This is a genomic window from Streptococcus constellatus subsp. constellatus (assembly GCF_023167545.1).
Classification (GTDB): Bacteria; Bacillota; Bacilli; order Lactobacillales; family Streptococcaceae; genus Streptococcus; species Streptococcus constellatus.
This window is the reverse complement of record NZ_AP014647.1, coordinates 1636221-1652909: the sequence shown is the minus strand read 5'-3', so window position 1 is coordinate 1652909 and position 16689 is coordinate 1636221. Positions and strand designations below refer to the sequence as shown.

Sequence of the window (16689 nt, the reverse complement as noted above, 5' to 3'; positions counted from 1 at the left end):
AAGATGTTGCATTTAGTTTCAACTTGAGTCTAAAAACAAGAAAGTGAGAGGGATTTTTCAAGTTTTTCACACTTCTTTTTCTTGTCGAAGTTTTGTTTTTTTGTATAAATATAATATAATAAACCTAGCTAAAACAGAGTTTTCTGTTTAAGATTGCTGTTGATAAGGAGAAAAAATGAGAGCAGGTAAAGGAAAAAAGCAATATCGCAATTGTCGTAAATATCTATTATTTTCTCTATTAGTTTTTGTTTTGACGGGCTTAGTTTTTCTCTCTGTAAAGGGAATGTCATCAGATAGTAAACAGGTCAAGATAGGAGCAACCTATATGACGATGAATAATGATTTTTATAAAACTTTAAATGCGGAGATTGAGAAAAAAACGAATCAACAGGGCAATCGGCTTTATGTGCGAGACCCAGAACTAGACGAAGACAAGCAAAGCCAGCAGATTGATTATTTTGTTCAAGAAAAAGTGAATGTCATTGTCATTAACCCCGTTAAAAGCGATAGTTCAAAAATTATTGCATCTTTGAGGAAAGCTAAAAAAGCAGGTATTAAAATTATTGTTGTAGATGCACCGATTAGTAAGGAAGCCAAGGTTGATACAACTATTGTATCTGATAATTATCAAGCAGGCGTGTTAATCGCAAATGATATGATGAAACGATTATCAAGTGCGAAGATTTTACTGTTGGAACATCGTAATGCAGTGTCTGCGATGGACCGAATTCAAGGATTTTTAGACACGATTAAAGGACATCCTGCTTATCAGGTGGTCTCTGAGCGAGAGACATTGGGGCAAACAGAAGAAAGTATGCCTCAAGTAAAAAAAGCCCTGAATGAAGGGATGCAATTTAATGTGGTCATGTCTTTAAATGATCGTGCAGCTATCGGAGCTCTTGCGGCTATAAAAGATCAAGGTGTGACAGACAAGATTGCAATCTATGGCGTAGATGGCTCACCTGATATTAAGAATTTCTTGGCAAATACCAATGATATTCAAGGGACGGTTGCTCAGTCTCCAATTCAAATGGGCAGAAAGGTGACAGAAGTGATTGAGCGCATGATGAAACATCAAGCTTACAAAGAGGAATATCTCATTCCTGTTCATTTAGTAAATAAAGAGAATATCGCTCAATATACAATTACAGGGTGGCAATAATGAGACAAAATAGAAGTATCTTTTATAGCAAAATTGCTTTGATGGTCATCAATTTTATTGCCATTGTTTATAATGCCTCTATTTATCTTTTTGCAACGAATTATGTAGTGGCAAAAGGATATGCTCATTCACTGTTAGGACGTTTAGATGCTATACCAGGATCGCCGAGTTTTAGCTTTTGGATGTCTATTGCTTTTTATGCTTGCTTATTGTTGGTTTTTTATTACCGTGAGAAGCATCCAAATCAGCTATCCGTTTATGATAAAGTAACTATTATTGAGATTTTGCTGATGTTAGTTATCTTTTCTGTCTTGCATTCTTCTTATAATGGTCTGATTCTCTTAGTTTTTGCAGATATTTTTTATGGTTCCAAAGAATTTAACACCTCAAAAGATCGGAAATACTGGTTTTCCTTTATCATTTTGAGTTTTACCATGTTGCTCTTATCCAACTATGATTTAATGTCGCTTTTTGTCAAATTGCCTTCGTTAGATACTTATATTCGCTTTTGTCCAGAATCGATTCGCATGGCTCTCCTTTTTGGAAAGAATTTTCTCTTTTCACTGAATCTAGTTGTCTTTATGATTTCTCTACTATTCTATATTTTATCTGCGATGACCGAAAAACATCATATTGAAGAAGAGCTACGCATGGCCGCACAAGCCAATCGCGAGTTGAATAGTTATTTAGCCTTATCTGAAAAAATCGCAGAAGACCGTGAAAGAAAGCGAATCGCTAGAGAAATTCATGATACGCTAGGGCATGCTTTGACAGGGATTTCTGCGGGGATTGATGCAGTTAAAGTATTGGTGGATATTGACAAAAATCGTGCTAAGGAACAGTTAGAAAATGTTTCTGTGGTTGTACGGGATGGTATCCGTGATGTGCGAGGTTCACTCAATAAAATGCGACCTGGTGCTTTAGAAAATAATAGCTTAAAGGAAGCGTTGTTCAAAATTATTCGAGAATATGAAGCCATTTCTAATTTGGAAATTCATTTTCGCTATGAATGGGCCACAATTGATTTGGATATTGCAAAAGAAGATATTGTCTTTCGGGTGATTCAAGAGTCCATTACCAATTCGGTACGGCATGGGCATGCCAAAACGGTTTGGATTGAGTTATTAGAAGAAGAGAATTATATCATGACTATACAAGATGATGGAGTTGGTTTTGACGAGCTTCACTATGGTTATGGTCTAAAGCAAATGCAGGAACGCCTAGCGATTATTGGCGGTAGTGTCCATTTTGAAAATCGTAATGGCTTTTATACCTATATTAAAATTCCGAAAATAGGAGGAAAGAATGATTAAAGTTTTAATTGCAGATGATCAGGCCTTGATTCGTGAGTCTTTACAGATTGTTTTATCGGCACATCCAGATATTGAAGTAGTGGGAATAGTCGGAGATGGCAAAGAAGTGCTTGACAAACTGCATCATGTACACCCTGATGTGATTTTGATGGACATTCGAATGCCTGTTATGGACGGTGTTCTCTGTACAAAGGCAGTTAAAGAACACTATCCAGATATCAAAATTATTATTCTAACAACTTTTGATGACGATGATTTCATTTTTTCTGCTTTAAAATATGGTGCTTCTGGTTATATCTTAAAAGGAGTCTCTACTGAAGAATTGTATCAAGCTATTCAAACGGTTTACAAAGGCGGAGCTATGATTAATCCGAACATTGCTAGCAAAGTGTTTAAAATCTTTTCACAAATGGCGCAGTCGAATTTTGCCATTTCTGTTGCGGAAGAAAATGTAGAAGATATGAGTCAGACTGAGTGGAAGATTATCCAACAAATTGGTTTTGGAGTTTCAAACAAGGAAATTGCAGCGAAGTTGTTCTTGTCTGAAGGGACTATACGGAATTATTTATCTGGCATCTTATCAAAGCTAAACTTACGTGACCGCACGCAATTAGCTATATGGGCTGTACAGACAGGTGTTACCCAGCGTGATTTTAATAAGGACAATGACAAATGAAGTGGCAATTTCGATATATGGTAATTTTAATCTCAAGCCTTCTTCTAGTGGCTCTGGGCTTTGTTTTATGGACATCTACTCAGAAGAAAATTTTGCGAATCGGAGTTTATGCTGGTAGTAGCTGGGATGTCCCAAATAGCCGTGAAAATAGAATATTAGACAATATTATTCGACAATTTGAAAAGTCACATCCACAAGTTAGAGTGGTCTATGAGAGTGGTATTCCTAAGAAAGATTACGACGGCTGGCTAGCTGAAAAAATTTTAAAAGGGGAACAGCCAGATGTGTTTATGGTGCCTGAAAATGATTTTTCGATGTTAGCGGCTTCCGGGGCTTTCAAATCCTTAGACTCTTTACTTAGCAAAGATGAAGTTGCCGCTTACTATCCAGTTGCTTATCAAGCCGGACAATATCAGGGGCACAGCTATGCTTTGCCGATTGAAAGCAATCCTGTCATGATGTGTGTCAATAAGGATTTACTGAAAAAGGAAGGAGTTTCGATTCCCGATTCTAATTGGACTTTAGAAGACTTGTATGCGATTTGTCAAAAAGTCACAAAGGACACAAACGGGGACGGTCTGATTGACCAGTATGGTATTACGGATTATACCTGGAAGCAGGCCTTAGTAGCTTATAATGGTCATCTGAGAAATCAAAGTGGTGTCAATGTTGATAGCGCAGAAATGCATCAAGCGTTGTCCTTTATCAGCAAATTAACTTCATTAAATCAACGGTATAAGGTAACATCAAATGATTTTGATGAAAGCAAGGTGGCTTTTTATCCTATGAGTTTGGCGCAATATCGGACTTATAAACCTTATCCTTATCATGTAGCGAAGTATTCTAGATTTTCTTGGACTTGTATTCCCATGCCAGCTGCTAAAGCAGGTATTCCTGCAACACAAGTGAAGACGTCTCTTTTGGCCATGTCTTCAAAGACGAAACAGGATAAATTAGCTTGGGAATTTATGAAGTTATTGGGTCAAAATCAAAAAAATCAGCAGGAATTATTTGAAAAGTCGCAGGGGACATCAGTCTTGTTATCAGTTGTTAAAAGCAGTCAGACGAAAAAGATTTTACAAGCAGATGATTTTGGTCTGAATTCATTGACTTCTCAAAGATTGGATCATATGATGAAACATTCTGTCTTAGATATTAGTCGAGATGTGGATTATCACTCTCTGGAACGCATTGATCACTTACTTGAAAATGCTCTTAAGAACAATGAAATCGACAGTCGCTTGCCAAGTATTCAAAGAGAAATGGAAGAAACAGGCAAATAGAAGTTTAACAGTATTAAAAAGAAAATAGCTAAGTGAGTATTGAGCTGCGCCCCAAAAGTTAGATTTTTGAGTCTAACTTTTGGAGGCGCAGTTCAGCTCAAAGTTGGCTATTTTTTATTTTTGAAAATCTAGATGACAAATGTCACATTTTAATTAACAATTGTCATCTTTACAAAGTGACATTTGACAATATGAAACCGGTTCCATATTTAGTAAAATAAAGACAGGAAATGAAGGAGGAAAGAACATGAAATATCTGGTACTAGTCAGTCATGGTGGACTAGCAGAAGGAGTACAAAGCTCGCTTAAGATGTTTGCTGGTGATAAGACAGATCAAGTCATTGCAGTAGGATTAAAAGAAGGCAAGTCTGTTGATGATTTTGCTCTTGATTTTCGTCAAGCATTATCCGGTCTTAGTGTAGAAGATACGGTTTTGGTATTAGCAGATATTGTCGGAGGAAGCCCTTTGACAACAGCTTGCAACGTTTTAGCGGAACTTGACAAGTTAAATACTGCAGTCGTACTTGGTGGTCTCAATTTAACAATGGGACTCACAGGTTTAGTGATGAAAGATATGCTAGAAGGAAAAGAATTGACACAAGCTATTCTCTCAGAAGCTTCCGCAGCATTACAAGAATTTGATGTGACTTCTAGTGACGAAGAGGATGAAGACGATATTTAAAGAGTGTAAAAAGGAGATGTATCATGACAATTTCATTTGTGCGTATTGATGACCGTATGATTCATGGTCAAACAGTAACTCGCTGGGCAAAGGAATATCCTTGTGACGGTTTAGTTGCGGTCAATAATGCTGCAGCAGGAAATGCAGTTTTAAAGCAAGCCTATAAAGCAGCTTCTGATAAAAAAACATTTGTTTGGACAAAAGAAGCATGGAAAGAAAAATCACAAAAGGTATTGGATTCCGATAGTCGCTATTTCTTGATTACTAAAAATCCAATTGATATGAAAGAAATACTAGTTGATCAAGGTTTTGTGCCTGGTGATATCAAAGAAATCATCGTTGGTCCAGCTAATGATCGTCCGGGTGCTACTAAATTGGGAAACAATCAATCCATTACACAGGAAGAAGCAGAAGCACTTGAAGCAATTCAAAAAGCTGGCTATAAAGTAAAATTCCAACTCTTACCAGATGTGTCTATTGGCTATTGGGACGATTTCAAGTCTAAATTCGGTTTTTAATAAAATATAATAAGCATTAAGGAGGCTTTATTATGACAATTTCGTGGTTTCAAGCCGCTTTATTAGGGTTATTTGCCTGTCTATCATCCATGCCTGGCCTAGGTGGTACATCCATTGGTAACTATACTCTTGGACGCCCACTTGTAGGTGGTCTTGTTTCAGGACTGATCCTAGGAGATGTGAAATTAGGTATCATCTGTGGGGTTGCGATGCAACTTGTTTACATCGCTTTGGTAACACCTGGCGGTACTGTTTCAGCTGACGTTCGTGCGGTTTCTTATATTGGGATCCCTCTGGCAATGGTTGCTATTCAATCACAAGGACTGTCACTTGACTCTGCAGATGCTGCTAACTTGGCTAAATCAATGGGAACACTCGTTGGTACAGTCGGTACAGTTCTTTTCTATGGTACAGCTACTATGAATCTACTTTGGCAACATATTGGCTGGAAAGCTGTTGAAAAAGGTGAATTTAAACGCTTATATGTGGTAGACTGGGGCTTCCCATGGATTTCCCATTTAGTATTCTCATTCTTGCCAACGCTTATTATGTGTAAATTAGGTGCCGATGCGGTTACTGCTTTAAAAACAGCTCTTCCATTGGATGGTATTCCAATGAAAACCCTCTTTACGGTCGGCTCTCTCCTTCCATGTGTCGGAATTGCCATCCTCTTAAAACAAATCGTTGAAAAAGCTGTTGATTTCATTCCATTCTTTGTTGGATTTACTTTAGCAGCTTCATTAGGACTTAACCTTGTATCTTGTGCAGTCATTTCATTAATCTTTGCAGTATTATTCTATGAAATTCAAATGGCGAAAAATGTAAGAGCACAAGCGGCTGCTAGTGCAAGTTTTGATGATGACGATGAGGAGGATATTTAAAATGGTTAAATTAACGAAAAAAACATTAGGAAAATCTTTTCATCATTGGTATTATGGGAACTTAACTTGCTTCTCACAAGAACACATGCAAACCTTTGGATATCTGGCTTCAATGCTACCAATTGTGGAAGAATTATATTCTAAAAAAGAAGATCAAGCAAAAGCAATGCACACCTACACCGCATTCTTTAACACGGAGCCGCAATTAGGTGCATTGATTGTAGGGATTACAGCAGGTTTAGAAGAAGCGCGTGCGAATGGGGCTGATGGAGTAGATGATGAAACAATCAACGGTCTTCGTGCTGGTCTCATGGGACCTGTTGCAGGAATTGGTGATTCACTGATTGTTGGTACCTTGATTCCGATTATACTAGGTATTGCTCTCGGTTTGTCAAATGGTGGCTCACCACTTGGTGCGATTTTCTATATCGTGGTTTGGAACTTGCTCGCCTACTTTGGTATGAAATTCGCCTACTTTAAAGGGTACGAACTAGGAGATAAAGCAGTTGAATTTCTTGTAGGCCCTCAAGGACAAGCTATCCGTAAGTCGGTGTCTATCATTGGTGGTATGGTCATCGGTGCGGTTGCAGCGACATGGGTACCTGTTAAGACAGCTTTCAAATTGAAAGATTCTTCAGGGAAAGCCTTCTTGGTTTTACAAAGCCAATTAGACGGTGTTTATCCAGGTTTATTGACAGCTTTGTTTATCGTCTTTTGCTGGTGGTTAATGGCTAAGAAAAATCTCTCACCTATCAAAGTAATGTTGCTTCTTGTAGTAATTGCTTTCCTTGGTGTATTGGTTGGCTTCTTCAACCCAGGATTGAAATACTAAATAGGAGAAAAATATGACAGAACAAGAATTGATTCAAGGATATGAAACGGAAATTCAATACCAAAAACACATGATTGAAAATCTAGGGCGTTGGTTTAGTCTCTTCTTTACTATTGCTAGTATCGGTCTTGTTCTGGTTTATTTCTTCCGTCAGACCAATTTTATTGCCTTTGTTCTTGGAATAATCCTAGCAGTGTTGGGAATATTAGCCATGCTTGTCTTTGGTTATGGTATTTACAAAGGACGACTGAATCTTCAAAGAGTTATTGATGATTTTGAAGAAAAATTAAGATTGGCTCGATAAAAATTTATTTGCTTTCCCCTAAAAACTTTGTCGTTTGACAGAGTTTTTTTCTTGACTATTTCTGACCAAGTGATACAATAGAAAATGTAAATATTAGCACTCGTGTACATAGAGTGCTAAAACAAGATATTGGAGGTAAACAAATGCTTAAACCATTAGGCGACCGTGTGGTCCTAAAAGTAGAAGAAAGAGAACAAAAAGTTGGTGGCTTTGTCATTGCAGGCGCAGGACAAGATGCAACGAAGACGGCAAAAGTTATAGCTGTCGGGGAAGGAATTCGTACGCTCAACGGTGAACTCGTTGCTCCAAGCGTGAAGGCCGATGATACTGTTCTCGTTGAAAGCCATGCAGGAATTGAAGTCAAAGACGGCGAAGAAAAGTACCTCGTTGTCAATGAGACAAATATTCTAGCGATTGTTGAATAAATTAAACATTTATAGAAAGAGGAATTGTAAAAATGGCAAAAGATATTAAATTTTCAGCAGATGCAAGAAGTGCTATGGTACGTGGTGTCGATATTTTAGCAGATACCGTTAAAGTAACCTTAGGACCTAAAGGACGCAATGTTGTTCTTGAAAAATCATTTGGCTCACCACTCATCACAAATGACGGTGTGACTATTGCAAAAGAAATTGAACTCGAAGATCATTTTGAAAATATGGGCGCTAAGTTGGTGTCAGAAGTTGCTTCAAAAACTAATGATATCGCTGGTGACGGAACAACTACTGCGACTGTCTTGACCCAAGCCATTGTCCGTGAAGGAATCAAAAATGTAACGGCTGGTGCAAACCCAATTGGCATTCGTCGTGGTATTGAAACAGCTGTTGCAACAGCTGTTGAAGCCTTAAAAGCAAATTCTGTTCCGGTTTCTAATAAAGAAGCGATTGCGCAAGTTGCAGCTGTCTCATCACGTTCTGAAAAAGTCGGAGAATACATTTCTGAAGCTATGGAAAAAGTTGGCAACGACGGTGTCATCACTATTGAAGAATCAAAAGGAATGGAAACAGAGCTTGATGTTGTGGAAGGTATGCAGTTTGACCGTGGCTATCTTTCTCAATACATGGTAACAGATAATGAAAAAATGGTTGCTGATTTAGATAATCCATATATCTTGATTACAGATAAGAAGATTTCTAATATCCAAGAAATTCTTCCTTTGTTGGAAAATATTTTAAAAACAAGTCGTCCATTATTGATTATCGCAGATGATGTAGACGGTGAAGCTCTTCCAACTCTTGTGTTAAATAAAATCCGCGGTACTTTCAATGTAGTCGCTGTGAAAGCGCCAGGCTTCGGTGACCGTCGTAAGGCTATGTTAGAAGATATTGCGATTCTGACTGGCGGTACAGTGATTACAGAAGATCTTGGTCTAGAATTGAAAGATGCAACCATTGAAGCACTTGGACAAGCCTCAAAAGTGACTGTCGACAAAGATAGCACAGTGATTGTGGAAGGTTCAGGAGCTGCTGAAGCGATTGCTAACCGCGTGGCTGTCATTAAATCGCAAATTGAAAGTGCTACATCTGAATTTGACAAAGAAAAACTACAAGAACGTTTAGCAAAATTGTCAGGTGGTGTGGCAGTCATCAAAGTGGGTGCTGCAACAGAAACAGAACTCAAAGAAATGAAACTCCGCATTGAAGATGCCCTCAATGCAACTCGCGCCGCTGTTGAAGAAGGAATTGTCTCAGGTGGTGGAACAGCCTTTGTGAATGTTTTAAATACTGTTGAAGCCTTAGACTTATCAGGTGATGAAGCAACAGGGCGCAATATTGTGCTTCGTGCTTTGGAAGAACCTATTCGACAAATCGCTATCAATGCAGGATTTGAAGGCTCGATCGTCATTGACCGTTTGAAAAACTCTGAAGTTGGTACAGGCTTTAATGCTGCAACTGGTGAATGGGTCGACATGATTGAAGCAGGGATCATTGACCCAGTCAAGGTTACTCGTTCTGCCCTTCAAAATGCTGCGTCAGTAGCTAGCCTCATTTTAACAACAGAAGCAGTTGTTGCTAGCCAACCAGAACCAGCTAGCCCAGCTCCAGCAATGGATCCAAGCATGATGGGTGGCATGATGTAATTTAAGATATAGAGAGTTTAAAGAGTAAAACAAGCTAGAAAATCAACGAATTATTTGATGAATAAGAGAAGATTTGTTTTTCTCATACAGCTCTTAACGATGTTTAATGTTGCACGAGATTGCTTTTATGTTGAAGCGCAAACGTGCTTTTGAAGGATATAAAAAGCGAAGTGAGTCTGAGACAAAATAGTTCTCAGTCACAAAAAAGCTAGAGATTCCCAATTATGGAACTCTAGCTTTTTAAGTTTGAGTCGTTCTCTTATTGTATTTAAGGAGATTATTGGCCATGAGCACTAAACCCATGTCAATTTTCACCTGACGCTTGCCTCTTAGGTTACATCTCTTGTAACCCAAATAAGCCTTTATCTGCCCAAAGACAGGTTCCACATCAATCTTACGTTGATTGAAAATCTGTCTACCTTCGGGAGAGAAAAGCGCTTGGCATTCTTTAGCTTTTAAGTGTTGATAACGTTCGTTGATATATAGTCCCTTTTGAGGGGCTGATTTAGGTTCATCAGCGTAGTAAACCTTGATTTCCTGTTGAAAGTCCGTCTGTGTTTTCTGATGTTTGATATGATGAAAACGATAGCACCAGCCATCAGGATGAGTGTAGCTATCCTCCTTGTCATCATAGTACCAATTCGCTAAGTTTCTAGCCGACTGTTTATACCCTTTCTTCTGTTCCTGATCAAACATGGCATATTTAATCAGGTGGTTCACCTCCTTTTCATCTAAACGAAGGAGGTTCTCTTCACTTTCATATCCAGCATCTGCGACAACGGTCTTCAAGTCATGCGGATAGGTTTCAAGGAATGGCAGGAGAGTCTTGGTATCTGTCGGATTTGAGAAGACATCATAATGAAGAACAAATTGATTTTCAGTAGCGATTTGAAGATTATAACCAGCTTTGAGCTGACCATTCTTCATGTGGTCTTTTTTCATCCGCATAAAAGTGGCATCTGTATCTGTTTTGGAAAAGCTGTTACGCCCTTCAAATGTCTCTTGGTAGCCTTCATATTTTTCAGCACGTACTGAAAAATCATCCTTGACTTTACGCAGGACTTTCTTGAGTTTCCGACGTTGAGTTTTACGTTTATCCTTTCCTTTAACGGGTGTCTCCTCAATGTCTTGGTTCAGTTTTTCCAATTCTTCTTCGAGGACTTGAGCGAATTCAATCAACTGCTCTGAAGCAATCGGTTCTTCTTCGTCCAGCCTAATGGCCTGATGGATAAGGGGAGTGATTTCTTCTTGAAAATAGACCTGTATCTGTTCTTGAAGTTTGACGGAAAACTTGTCTGTGGCCTTTTTCCACACGAAACTATACTTGTTAGCGTTGGCTTCAATCTTAGTCCCGTCAATAAACAGACAATCTAAGGTCACTAACTCTTCCATTTTTAAACGAAGATTGAGGTCGATGAAAAGATCACGAATGAGCTCTTCCATTCCTTCAGCGACTCGAAAACGATTGATGGTGCGATAGCTGACAACCAACTGTCCTGTTAGGTACTGCATAGCCAGATTTTCAATCATCATTTTTTCGATTTTTCGTCCAGAGAAAATCCCTTGCGAGTAGGCAAATAGTAGAGCGGCTAAAAGCATTTTAGGGTGATAAGACGGGCGACCAAAGTTATGATAGAACGTGTGGAAGTGACGATCCTCCAAGGCATTCACCACTTTTTCAATAGTAAAGACGAGATGGTCTTGTGGCAAGAAAGAACTGATTTCTAGTGGTAAAGTTGTTTGATTTGTGTTATAGTGAATATGCATGGGATAGCCTTTCTAAATGGTTTATTGGGCAATTCTATTTTACCAAGACTATCGCAACCATGCAAAAAGCAACGGCAAATCCGTTGCTTTTTTTGTAGCAAAGGGACTATTGTCCCAGACTCACTTTTTTAAAGTTTTTAGCTGGGGTACATGTACGATCGATACAAAGAGAGCCAAAAGAATCAGAACTTTATTTTTCTTGATTGATAAATTAGTGCTGTTTGAAAAAGTTATTCTCTTTCGTCTATTTGTCTTCACTTCTTTTCTGTGGTAAAATAGTGATACATTTCTAAGGAGAAAACGATGATTGATGTTGAAGAAATTCTGAGTAAAATGAATCCCAATCAAAAGATCAATTACGATCGTGTGATGCAAAAAATGGTCAAAGTTTGGGAAGCAAATCAGAAGCGTCCTACGATTTTGATGCATACCTGTTGTGCACCATGTTCGACCTATACTCTGGAGTATTTGACCCAGTATGCGGATGTGACCGTTTATTTTGCTAATTCAAATATTCACCCTAAGGCAGAATATCAGCGCCGTGCCTATGTTGTACAAAAATTTGTTCACGATTTCAATGAAAATACTGGTAATCATGTTCAATACTTAGAAGCTACCTATGAGCCACAGGAATTTTTCCGGACAGTACACGGCTTAGAAGAAGAGCCAGAAGGTGGCGATCGTTGTAAAGTTTGCTATGATTATCGCTTGGATAAGACAGCGCAAGTGGCTGTTGATTTGGGATTTGACTATTTTGGAAGCGCCTTGACAATCAGTCCTCATAAAAATTCGCAGACAATCAATAGCGTTGGAATTGAAGTACAGAAAGTTTACGCAACGCAGTATCTTCCGAGTGATTTCAAGAAGAATCAAGGTTATAAACGCTCGGTGGAAATGTGCGAGGAGTACGATATTTATCGGCAATGTTATTGTGGTTGTGTATTTGCGGCACAGGTACAAGGAATTGATTTAGTTCAGACTAAAAAAGATGCAGTAGCCTTTTTGAAAGGGAAAGATTTAGAAAAAGATTATTCGCATATTAAATTTACCGTTACCAACAGAGAGTCTTAAAATAACTTTGTATAGGAGTCTGTCGCGCATCTTCTTATAAGGTTATTTTTGTTTGTACATTTAGAAGTTTTATATCTTGACGTCATCAATATATTGTGTTATCATTTTCTTTGGCACAATATATGGTAGTTCAACTGAGACTGATGACCTGATATTGGATAGATTTGGGAGGTGCAGGAAGATAGTGATTATTTTAGCGGGCATGATTGGGGTAGGCAAGACGACCTACACTTATCGACTAGCCGAGGAATTAGGAACGCAGCCTTTTTTTGAACCTGTAGAAGAAAACCCTATTCTGGATAAGTATTATGAAGACCCTGATAAATATGGTTTTGCTTTGCAGATTTACTTTCTAAACAAACGCTTTAAAATGATTAAAGCGGCCTATCATGATGACAATAACATTCTAGATCGTTCTATTTATGAAGATGCTCTGTTTACTTACATCAATACCCTCAAAGGCAGCATTAGTGAGCAAGAGTACAATATCTACTTGGAACTTTTGGACAATATGATGGAAGAAATCCAAGGTTTGCCTAAGAAGGCGCCAGATTTGTTGATTTATTTAGACGGAAGTTTCGATCATATTATGAACAATATCAAAAAACGTGGTCGCGATTATGAGCAACCAAATGAAGAAAATGGGCTCGCTGACTACTATCAGCTGCTTTACAAGCATTATCAAAATTGGTATGAGGATTACAACTACAGTCCTAAAATGAGAATTGCAACGGATGATTTAGATATTGCAAATCCAAGTGATTGGAATCACGTCTACCAACAAATTCAACAAAAAATGAAAACGATTGGGCTTGAAAAGTGAGTTCAATCAAAAAATCTCGAAATCGTTTCGAGATTTTTGTATACATCAATAAAAAAGAGAGACAGATGATAACTGATCGACAAACGAAAATTCTTCAAGAAGCCAGAGATTTTGCTTATGCTGAACTGAAAGACGAAACAAGCGGACATGATTGGTGGCATATTGTACGTGTCACAAATATTGCTGTAGAAATTGCCAAACAAGAACGAGCAGATGTTTTTATTTGTGAGCTAGTTGCCTTACTACATGATATAGCTGACGGGAAGTTAAATGAGAGTGAAGAAGTGGGCTTGCAAAAGGTTGAGCAATGGCTACAGAATCATCAGGCTTCAGAGGCGGAAATAGCTCATGTGTTAGAGATTGTTTCAACAATGTCATTTAAAGGTGATCATCAACAGAAGAATATCAGCACTTTGGAGTGCAAAATTGTTCAAGATGCCGACCGATTGGATGCGATTGGAGCGATTGGAATAGCGCGAGCTATGGCTTATTCAGGTCATATAGGGAGACCGATTCACGATCCAGATTTGCAGCCGAGAGAAAACATGACATTGGAAGAATATCGTACTGGGAAGAGTTCAGCTATCATGCATTTCTATGAGAAATTACTCAAATTAAAAGACATGATGAATACCGCTGCTGCTCAAAAAATGGCAGAAAGTAGACATCACTTTTTGGAAGAATACTTAGATCAATTCTATGCTGAATGGAATGCGAAAAAGTGACAAATAAGATATGAAAAAGCTGAGAATGTAACTTCCCAGCTATTTTAATATGCCCAAAATGGCAGCTAGATTATTTACGAAAGGCATCAACGATATAGGTAAAACCAGCAATTAAAAATGCAAAAGCAACGGCATAAATGACAAAGACGCTTGTAGCTATTGGATTGAACAAAATGACTAATCTAAGCAGAAATACAAGTAGCGCCACCCACATGATGTGATTGCCAATAGCAGAGAAAATCAGTCTTAGACAATTACCTTTAAAGAAAGGAATAATGGCTTCTACAATTAACCAAATTCCTAAAATGGTTGGAATGATGACAGGTAAGGTCACAATCCATAGGCAACGAGGTAAAGAGCTAAGAGCAGGTTGATAATCCTTGGAAAAGATAAACAGGTGAGCGAAGCTCTTTTGGTACAGAGAAATAGCTTAAAATAGCTGCTATAGAAGTAACCAGTAAACCAAATGCAATCCACCAGCTGTAAGCAACAAGATTAGCTGCTGGGTTTGTAAATAGAAAAAGTGCTAATAAAACAAGAACAGTTCCTGCAAGAAATAGCAATAAACGATTAGAAAATTTCATTTCAATACCCCCTATATAGTATAGTTTGAGAATGAAAGCATTTTAACTCTTATGATGGGAGATGTCAAGAAAGGAAATAGATAGTTTGAGAATTTTAGTATGGCTTTTTGTGAAACAAAAAAGGCTGTTTTATTATTTTTTGTAACTATAACAAGGTTAAAAGATTATAAGTGAGAATAACAAAAAGAGTCTGAGACAAAATAGTTCTCAGTCACAAAAAAGCTAGAGATTCCCAATTATGGAACTCTAGCTTTTTAAGTTTGAGTCGTTCTCTTATTGTATTTAAGGAGATTATTGGCCATGAGCACTAAACCCATGTCAATTTTCACCTGACGCTTGCCTCTTAGGTTACATCTCTTGTAACCCAAATAAGCCTTTATCTGCCCAAAGACAGGTTCCACATCAATCTTACGTTGATTGAAAATCTGTCTACCTTCGGGAGAGAAAAGCGCTTGGCATTCTTTAGCTTTTAAGTGTTGATAACGTTCGTTGATATATAGTCCCTTTTGAGGGGCTGATTTAGGTTCATCAGCGTAGTAAACCTTGATTTCCTGTTGAAAGTCCGTCTGTGTTTTCTGATGTTTGATATGATGAAAACGATAGCACCAGCCATCAGGATGAGTGTAGCTATCCTCCTTGTCATCATAGTACCAATTCGCTAAGTTTCTAGCCGACTGTTTATACCCTTTCTTCTGTTCCTGATCAAACATGGCATATTTAATCAGGTGGTTCACCTCCTTTTCATCTAAACGAAGGAGGTTCTCTTCACTTTCATATCCAGCATCTGCGACAACGGTCTTCAAGTCATGCGGATAGGTTTCAAGGAATGGCAGGAGAGTCTTGGTATCTGTCGGATTTGAGAAGACATCATAATGAAGAACAAATTGATTTTCAGTAGCGATTTGAAGATTATAACCAGCTTTGAGCTGACCATTCTTCATGTGGTCTTCTTTCATCCGCATAAAAGTGGCATCTGTATCTGTTTTGGAAAAGCTGTTACGCCCTTCAAATGTCTCTTGGTAGCCTTCATATTTTTCAGCACGTACTGAAAAATCATCCTTGACTTTACGCAGGACTTTCTTGAGTTTCCGACGTTGAGTTTTACGTTTATCCTTTCCTTTAACGGGTGTCTCCTCAATGTCTTGGTTCAGTTTTTCCAATTCTTCTTCGAGGACTTGAGCGAATTCAATCAACTGCTCTGAAGCAATCGGTTCTTCTTCGTCCAGCCTAATGGCCTGATGGATAAGGGGAGTGATTTCTTCTTGAAAATAGACCTGTATCTGTTCTTGAAGTTTGACGGAAAACTTGTCTGTGGCCTTTTTCCACACGAAACTATACTTGTTAGCGTTGGCTTCAATCTTAGTCCCGTCAATAAACAGACAATCTAAGGTCACTAACTCTTCCATTTTTAAACGAAGATTGAGGTCGATGAAAAGATCACGAATGAGCTCTTCCATTCCTTCAGCGACTCGAAAACGATTGATGGTGCGATAGCTGACAACCAACTGTCCTGTTAGGTATTGCATAGCCAGATTTTCAATCATCATTTTTTCGATTTTTCGTCCAGAGAAAATCCCTTGCGAGTAGGCAAATAGTAGAGCGGCTAAAAGCATTTTAGGGTGATAAGACGGGCGACCAAAGTTATGATAGAACGTGTGGAAGTGACGATCCTCCAAGGCATTCACCACTTTTTCAATAGTAAAGACGAGATGGTCTTGTGGCAAGAAAGAACTGATTTCTAGTGGTAAAGTTGTTTGATTTGTGTTATAGTGAATATGCATGGGATAGCCTTTCTAAATGGTTTATTGGGCAATTCTATTTTACCAAGACTATCGCAACCATGCAAAAAGCAACGGCAAATCCGTTGCTTTTTTTGTAGCAAAGGGACTATTGTCCCAGACTCTTCTGTATGGAAATTATTATGCCCCCTACATGAATTTGTAAGAAATTTTTATATCGAAAGTAATCAAAAATGCTGAAATTTAAAT

16 protein-coding genes and 2 pseudogenes are annotated in these 16689 nt (G+C 38.3%); 15 read left to right on the top strand and 3 right to left on the bottom strand.

Annotated elements, in window-relative coordinates; genetic code table 11:
• Nucleotides 1–175 precede the first annotated feature (175 nt).
• The 11 genes from SCSC_RS08095 (at nucleotide 176) to groL (ending at nucleotide 9731) form a co-directional block, all read left to right on the top strand.
• Entirely contained in the window at nucleotides 176–1162 is a 987-nt protein-coding gene (locus SCSC_RS08095) for a sugar ABC transporter substrate-binding protein (RefSeq protein WP_006269997.1), read from the top strand.
• Nucleotides 1162–2475: a sensor histidine kinase gene (locus SCSC_RS08090; RefSeq protein WP_003070736.1), complete on the top strand. Its 1314-nt coding sequence runs from the start codon at nucleotides 1162–1164 to the stop codon at nucleotides 2473–2475. The genes SCSC_RS08095 and SCSC_RS08090 overlap by 1 nt, the downstream gene beginning before the upstream one ends.
• Complete coding sequence (locus SCSC_RS08085; protein ID WP_003070735.1) at nucleotides 2468–3151, top strand: response regulator transcription factor; 684 nt, start codon at nucleotides 2468–2470, stop codon at nucleotides 3149–3151. The genes SCSC_RS08090 and SCSC_RS08085 overlap by 8 nt, the downstream gene beginning before the upstream one ends.
• Nucleotides 3148–4434 carry an ABC transporter substrate-binding protein gene (locus SCSC_RS08080; protein ID WP_037565851.1) on the top strand — a complete coding sequence of 429 codons (1287 nt, stop codon included), beginning with the start codon at nucleotides 3148–3150 and terminating at the stop codon, nucleotides 4432–4434. Before SCSC_RS08085 ends, SCSC_RS08080 begins: the two co-directional genes overlap by 4 nt.
• A gap of 247 nt (nucleotides 4435–4681) precedes the next feature.
• Nucleotides 4682–5116, top strand: coding sequence for a PTS sugar transporter subunit IIA (locus SCSC_RS08075; RefSeq protein WP_003070731.1), 435 nt, complete (start codon nucleotides 4682–4684; stop codon nucleotides 5114–5116).
• Between the two features lie 23 nt (nucleotides 5117–5139).
• Nucleotides 5140–5634, top strand: coding sequence for a PTS sugar transporter subunit IIB (locus SCSC_RS08070; RefSeq protein ID WP_003028529.1), 495 nt, complete (start codon nucleotides 5140–5142; stop codon nucleotides 5632–5634).
• A 32-nt stretch (nucleotides 5635–5666) separates the two neighbouring features.
• Nucleotides 5667–6515, top strand: coding sequence for a PTS mannose/fructose/sorbose/N-acetylgalactosamine transporter subunit IIC (locus SCSC_RS08065; protein WP_003028530.1), 849 nt, complete (start codon nucleotides 5667–5669; stop codon nucleotides 6513–6515).
• A gap of 1 nt (nucleotide 6516) precedes the next feature.
• Entirely contained in the window at nucleotides 6517–7347 is an 831-nt protein-coding gene (locus SCSC_RS08060; protein ID WP_003070729.1) for a PTS system mannose/fructose/sorbose family transporter subunit IID, read from the top strand.
• 13 nt (nucleotides 7348–7360) lie between these two features.
• Nucleotides 7361–7651: a hypothetical protein gene (locus SCSC_RS08055; RefSeq protein ID WP_006269983.1), complete on the top strand. Its 291-nt coding sequence runs from the start codon at nucleotides 7361–7363 to the stop codon at nucleotides 7649–7651.
• A 143-nt stretch (nucleotides 7652–7794) separates the two neighbouring features.
• Nucleotides 7795–8076 carry a co-chaperone GroES gene (gene groES / locus SCSC_RS08050; protein ID WP_003070727.1) on the top strand — a complete coding sequence of 94 codons (282 nt, stop codon included), beginning with the start codon at nucleotides 7795–7797 and terminating at the stop codon, nucleotides 8074–8076.
• A gap of 32 nt (nucleotides 8077–8108) precedes the next feature.
• Entirely contained in the window at nucleotides 8109–9731 is a 1623-nt protein-coding gene (gene groL, locus SCSC_RS08045) for a chaperonin GroEL (RefSeq protein WP_006269990.1), read from the top strand.
• A 240-nt stretch (nucleotides 9732–9971) separates the two neighbouring features.
• On the opposite strand, the gene SCSC_RS08040 is transcribed toward groL, so the two are convergent.
• Nucleotides 9972–11498: an IS1182 family transposase gene (locus SCSC_RS08040; protein ID WP_115342900.1), complete on the bottom strand. Its 1527-nt coding sequence runs from the start codon at nucleotides 11496–11498 to the stop codon at nucleotides 9972–9974.
• A gap of 303 nt (nucleotides 11499–11801) precedes the next feature.
• Between SCSC_RS08040 and SCSC_RS08035 the strand changes: the two genes are divergently transcribed.
• The 3 genes from SCSC_RS08035 to SCSC_RS08025 all read left to right on the top strand — a co-directional run bounded on the left by SCSC_RS08035 (nucleotide 11802) and on the right by SCSC_RS08025 (nucleotide 14117).
• Nucleotides 11802–12569 carry an epoxyqueuosine reductase QueH gene (locus tag SCSC_RS08035; RefSeq protein WP_006269771.1) on the top strand — a complete coding sequence of 256 codons (768 nt, stop codon included), beginning with the start codon at nucleotides 11802–11804 and terminating at the stop codon, nucleotides 12567–12569.
• Nucleotides 12570–12753: 184 nt separating this feature from the next.
• On the top strand, nucleotides 12754–13392 hold the full coding sequence (locus SCSC_RS08030; protein ID WP_006269772.1) for a deoxynucleoside kinase: 639 nt from the start codon (nucleotides 12754–12756) through the stop codon (nucleotides 13390–13392).
• A 65-nt stretch (nucleotides 13393–13457) separates the two neighbouring features.
• Entirely contained in the window at nucleotides 13458–14117 is a 660-nt protein-coding gene (locus SCSC_RS08025; RefSeq protein ID WP_006269773.1) for an HD domain-containing protein, read from the top strand.
• A 70-nt stretch (nucleotides 14118–14187) separates the two neighbouring features.
• On the opposite strand, the pseudogene SCSC_RS08020 reads toward SCSC_RS08025, so the two are convergent.
• Nucleotides 14188–14701: pseudogene (locus SCSC_RS08020) on the bottom strand (DUF308 domain-containing protein).
• A gap of 254 nt (nucleotides 14702–14955) precedes the next feature.
• Nucleotides 14956–16482, bottom strand: a complete 1527-nt coding sequence (locus SCSC_RS08015) for an IS1182 family transposase (RefSeq protein ID WP_115342922.1) — start codon at nucleotides 16480–16482, stop codon at nucleotides 14956–14958.
• Here SCSC_RS08015 and SCSC_RS09485 point away from each other — a divergent pair.
• Nucleotides 16443–16645 (top strand): annotated as a pseudogene (locus tag SCSC_RS09485) (hypothetical protein). The gene SCSC_RS08015 and the pseudogene SCSC_RS09485 sit on opposite strands and share 40 nt — an antisense overlap.
• The last annotated feature ends 44 nt before the right edge of the window (nucleotides 16646–16689 follow it).